This window comes from Enterobacter sp. K510, assembly GCF_055804875.1.
Genome location: NZ_JBNRLQ010000019.1, coordinates 1 through 4,240 on the forward strand (window position 1 = coordinate 1; position 4,240 = coordinate 4,240).

4 protein-coding genes and 4 tRNA genes are annotated in these 4,240 nt (G+C 50.2%); 7 read left to right on the forward strand and 1 reads right to left on the reverse strand.

Features of this window, described 5'->3' with window-relative positions:
• The first annotated feature begins 153 nt into the window (after positions 1-153).
• Together murB and birA are read left to right on the forward strand one after the other, a co-directional pair.
• Positions 154-1,182 carry a UDP-N-acetylmuramate dehydrogenase gene (gene murB / locus ACQUTD_RS21465; RefSeq protein WP_473277443.1) on the forward strand — a complete coding sequence of 343 codons (1,029 nt, stop codon included), beginning with the start codon at positions 154-156 and terminating at the stop codon, positions 1,180-1,182.
• A complete protein-coding gene (gene birA, locus ACQUTD_RS21470) occupies positions 1,179-2,141 on the forward strand; it encodes a bifunctional biotin--[acetyl-CoA-carboxylase] ligase/biotin operon repressor BirA (protein WP_473277442.1) in 963 nt (320 codons plus the stop codon). Before murB ends, birA begins: the two co-directional genes overlap by 4 nt.
• 31 nt (positions 2,142-2,172) lie before the next feature.
• On the opposite strand, the gene coaA is transcribed toward birA, so the two are convergent.
• On the reverse strand, positions 2,173-3,123 hold the full coding sequence (gene coaA, locus ACQUTD_RS21475) for a type I pantothenate kinase (protein WP_099458838.1): 951 nt from the start codon (positions 3,121-3,123) through the stop codon (positions 2,173-2,175).
• A gap of 480 nt (positions 3,124-3,603) precedes the next feature.
• Here coaA and ACQUTD_RS21480 point away from each other — a divergent pair.
• From ACQUTD_RS21480 to ACQUTD_RS21500, 5 genes are all read left to right on the forward strand, one after another.
• A tRNA-Thr gene (locus tag ACQUTD_RS21480) sits at positions 3,604-3,679 on the forward strand.
• Positions 3,680-3,687: 8 nt separating this feature from the next.
• A tRNA-Tyr gene (locus ACQUTD_RS21485) sits at positions 3,688-3,772 on the forward strand.
• A 115-nt stretch (positions 3,773-3,887) separates the two neighbouring features.
• Positions 3,888-3,962: transfer RNA gene (locus ACQUTD_RS21490), tRNA-Gly, on the forward strand.
• A 5-nt stretch (positions 3,963-3,967) separates the two neighbouring features.
• Positions 3,968-4,043: transfer RNA gene (locus tag ACQUTD_RS21495), tRNA-Thr, on the forward strand.
• 116 nt (positions 4,044-4,159) lie between these two features.
• Positions 4,160-4,240, forward strand: an 81-nt coding sequence (locus ACQUTD_RS21500; protein WP_003842260.1) for an elongation factor Tu, incomplete at its 3' end; no start/stop codon positions are given.

The window sequence follows — 4,240 nt, forward strand, 5'->3', positions numbered from 1 at the left end:
CTGCCAGGCATCAAACAAAGCAGAAGGCCATCCTCACGGATGGCCTTTTTGCGTTTGGCGATCTCCCTGACGCCATCCTCCACACGACTAACCACAAGCGATCCCGCCATATATACGGTAAACTAGCCGTGTTTTTGTCTCTGGATAGCGTCTATGAATCACTCCCTTAAGCCCTGGAATACATTTGGTATAGCGCGTCAGGCCGCACGCATTGTTCGTGCAGAGAATGAGCAACAGTTACTCTCTGCCTGGCAGGAAGCGGTAAAAAATCAGCGTCCGGTTCTGCTACTGGGAGAAGGTAGTAATGTTCTTTTCCTGGAAGACTTTGCCGGCACCGTTATTGTGAACCGCATTATGGGCATCGAGGCGGTGGAACGATCAGATGCATGGCATCTGCACGTCGGGGCAGGGGAAAACTGGCATAAGTTTGTACAGTACACGCTGGATAACGGTATGCCCGGGCTTGAAAACCTTGCGCTGATCCCCGGCTGTGTCGGTTCATCTCCTATTCAGAACATTGGCGCATACGGAATTGAACTCCAGCGGGTTTGTGAGTATGTCGACTGTCTTGAACTCGAATCCGGCAAAAGGCTGCGTCTGAGCGCTGAAGAGTGTCAATTTGGCTATCGCGACAGTGCTTTCAAACACCAGTATCAGGATCGTTATGCCATCGTTGCCGTTGGTTTCCGCCTGTCAAAAACATGGCAGCCTGTACTGACCTATGGCGATTTAACGCGCCTTGATCCACACACGGTGACGCCTCTGGATGTATTTAATGCGGTGTGCCACATGCGCATGACAAAGCTTCCGGATCCAAAAGTGAATGGTAACGCAGGCAGTTTTTTCAAGAACCCGGTTATCACCGCTGAGCAAGCCCAAACATTGCTGGCGCAGTTTCCTGCCGCCCCGCACTATCCTCAGGCTGATGGCAGCGTGAAGCTGGCCGCTGGCTGGCTCATCGATCAGTGTGAATTAAAAGGAACGACGCTGGGCGGCGCGGCTGTGCACCGTCAGCAAGCCCTGGTGCTGATTAATACTGGCGACGCCACCAGTGACGATGTGGTAAAACTCGCCCACCATGTTCGCCAGCAGGTCGGTAATAAATTTAGTGTCTGGCTGGAGCCGGAAGTGCGATTTATCGGCCAGACGGGTGAAGTAAATGCAGTGGAGATTATCGCGTGAAGGACAATACCATTCCATTAACTCTGATCTCCATTCTGGCAGATGGCGAATTTCATTCTGGCGAACAGCTGGGTGAACATCTTGGCATGAGCAGGGCGGCGATTAATAAGCATGTCCAGACTTTGCGTGACTGGGGTGTGGATGTCTTTACCGTGCCTGGTAAAGGTTACAGTCTGCCAGAGCCAATCCAGTTGCTGGATGACGCATTTATCAGCGGACAGTTTAATGAGGGGAATATTGCTGTTCTGCCGGTAATCGACTCAACGAACCAGTATCTGATGGATCGCATGGATCAATTACATTCTGGTGATGCTTGTGTGGCGGAATATCAGCAGGCCGGACGCGGCAGACGCGGACGGAAGTGGTTTTCACCTTTCGGCGCCAATCTGTATCTTTCCATGTACTGGCGTCTGGAACAGGGCCCGGCTGCCGCTATGGGGCTGAGTCTGGTTATCGGTATTGTCATGGCAGAGGTATTACAGGCGCTGGGTGCTGAAGAGGTGCGTGTAAAATGGCCCAACGATTTATACCTTCAGGACAGAAAGCTCGCAGGCATTCTGGTGGAACTGACCGGAAAAACGGGGGATGCCGCGCAGATAGTTATCGGGGCGGGTATTAATCTCGCCATGCGCAACGTTGAAGCTGACATTGTGAATCAGGGGTGGATCAACCTCCAGGAGGCCGGGATCGCCGTGGATCGCAACCAGCTGGCAGTACGCCTCATTAGTGAACTACGTACCGCATTACACCTGTTTGAACAGGAAGGTTTAAGCCCGTACCTGATGCGCTGGAAAAAGCTGGATAACTTTATTAACCGGCCGGTGAAGCTAATTATCGGCGACAAAGAGATTTACGGTATTTCCCGCGGTATCGACGCTCAGGGGGCATTATTACTTGAGCAGGATGGTATTACCAAGCCATGGGTCGGTGGCGAAATATCATTAAGAAGTGCCGGATAAAAAAAGGAGAGCATAATGCTCTCCTTTTTGTTTATTTACGTAAACGGACCTGCTCTACGGCGTGATTGGCGCTCTTGGTCATAATCAGACTGGCGCGCTCACGGGTGGGTAGTATGTTTTCTTTTAAATTCAACCCGTTAATCTCTTTCCACAAGGAGGTGGCAATATTGACCGCTTCTTCCGTCGATAGTTTGGCATAGTTATGGAAATAAGAATCCGGGTTACTAAAAGCCCCTTCACGGAATTTCAGGAAGCGGTTGATATACCAGGTCTGTAATAAATCTTCCGGCGCATCAACATAAATAGAGAAGTCGACGAAGTCAGATACAAATACATGATGTGGATCGTGTGGATAATCCATACCGCTTTGCAGCACATTCAAACCTTCGAGAATAAGAATATCCGGCTGGGTTACCGTCTTATCACCGTCCGGGATCACGTCATAGATGAGGTGTGAATATACGGGCGCGGTGACGTTGGGTACGCCTGATTTGAGATCCGAGACAAATTTCACCAGCCGGTGCATATCATAAGAAAGAGGGAAACCCTTCTTCTTCATCAACCCGCGTTCTTTCAACACTTCATTAGGGTGGAGGAAGCCATCGGTGGTAATCAGCTCAACGCGGCGATGTTCAGGCCAGCGGCTTAACAGCGCCTGAAGCACACGTGCAGTGGTGCTTTTACCCACGGCTACGCTGCCGGCAATACTAATGATGTAGGGTATGCGTTCCCCGTTAGTGCCCAGAAACTGCTCCAGTACGGCCTGACGACGCAGATTCGAACTGATGTAGAAATTGAGTAAACGTGACAACGGCAGATAAATCTCTGCAACTTCTTCCAGAGAAAGGTCTTCGTTGATGCCTTTTAACCGCGCGATTTCACCTTCTGTCAGGGTCATCGGCACTGAATCACGAAGGGCAGCCCACTGGCTGCGGTTAAACTCAAGGTAAGGCGTCATTAACGATTGCTCTTTTTTACTCATAAGCATATGTCTGCCTGCCATGCTCATTTCCCGCTCAATCACTGCTGTTCAGTGAGACACCGAATATTCAGACCGCGACAATGGCACGCTGCATGTAAGTTAAATTTGGACAATACGCAGGAGGGTAACACCAGATGAAAAGGAATAATAAGAAAAAATCACCTCGACGGGCGGATTCAAAGGGGAGCATCACGAAAGCAGGAATCAGGTGAGATCGCGCTATAAAAGAGAAGCACAACCTTCGCACAGGTAAAAAGATAGCGCGCGGCGCACATAGCCTTCTTCAGGCTGGCGAGGATGATCGGTTTATGCGCGGCTTTTTCACCTCACCTGCCCCTAACTTGCTGAATAATTGTTCTGCTCTGCATGAAATTACAGCATTTTTCCATGCTGGCGCACAAAATGTGAGCGATAGAACGTTTTCTGCGATTTTTTTGTTGCATGCAGGCGCAGGTCTACCTAGAATGCGCGCTACTTGATGCCGACTTAGCTCAGTAGGTAGAGCAACTGACTTGTAATCAGTAGGTCACCAGTTCGATTCCGGTAGTCGGCACCATCAAGTCCGGTGGGGTTCCCGAGCGGCCAAAGGGAGCAGACTGTAAATCTGCCGTCACAGACTTCGAAGGTTCGAATCCTTCCCCCACCACCACTTTCTGGCAGCGTAAAAACTGTCTGGGCTGGTTGAAAGACTAACCGGCTCAAGCGAAAAAGAGACATGTCTCTTTTTTTGTCACAGAAAGAACTGGGTAGCCGAGTTTCAGGATGCGGGCATCGTATAATGGCTATTACCTCAGCCTTCCAAGCTGATGATGCGGGTTCGATTCCCGCTGCCCGCTCCAGACGTGCTGATATGGCTCAGTTGGTAGAGCGCACCCTTGGTAAGGGTGAGGTCCCCAGTTCGACTCTGGGTATCAGCACCACTTCACTTCTCCTTCCCGTTTCTCTCTGTGTAAGCTTAAATATTCAACATTTCAGGCATATCGCCTGGTTGATGTGGTGATATCACCGATTTATCCGTGTCTTAGAGGGACAATCGATGTCTAAAGAAAAGTTTGAACGTACAAAACCGCACGTTAACGTCGGTACTATCGGCCACGTTGACCATGGCAAAACTACA